Annotated in this window: 1 pseudogene; it reads right to left on the reverse strand. The window is 45.0% G+C overall.

Annotated elements, in window-relative coordinates:
* A pseudogene (locus GVN22_RS27620) lies at positions 1–622 on the reverse strand (hypothetical protein); the annotation flags it as partial.

Consider the following 622-nt stretch of genomic DNA (forward strand, 5'->3'; position numbering starts at 1 on the left):
CTCCAAGTCGTGCTTGTATTCGCTAACACTTGACCGATACCCCATACACATGGATTTGTTGGTTGTGGATCCGTGTTGTCTGGATCGCCATCGCCATCTTGGTCACCTGCTAATGGTACACTTATCGTTACTGTCGCACTAGCACATACTTGTGGAGTCACCAATGTATTACACACTTGGTAAATCACTGTTACACTGCTACCTGGCTCGCTCGCTGATGGTGTGTAACTCATGATACCTGTTGTTGGTGCAAACACGACTGTACCACTCGCTGTACCACCTGTTCTAGTAATCACATTGCTTGCTACTGGTAAGAAGTCATCATTCGACAACACATTTACTGTACTGATTGTACCAAATGGTGCTGTTAATGCATCATTAGCGGCTGTAGCAGCCTGTGGATTTGGATCTGTTCCGTTTGGATTACCATCCTTATCACAGTCCTTGGTCAACCAAGATGGATCAACATTCGCAAGTACTTGGTCTACCTTGTTGTAGCTACAAGCATCGTTTGGATCTGTGTTATCAGCAGTCGTCAATGGATCATCATCGATACCATTAATCTCATCTTTGTTCGTTACACCATCGCCATCACAGTCCCCTGTACTTGTCGCTACTAAAG

This window comes from Cellulophaga sp. BC115SP, from assembly GCF_009905545.1.
GTDB classification, from domain to species: domain Bacteria; phylum Bacteroidota; class Bacteroidia; order Cytophagales; family Spirosomataceae; genus Flectobacillus; species Flectobacillus rivi.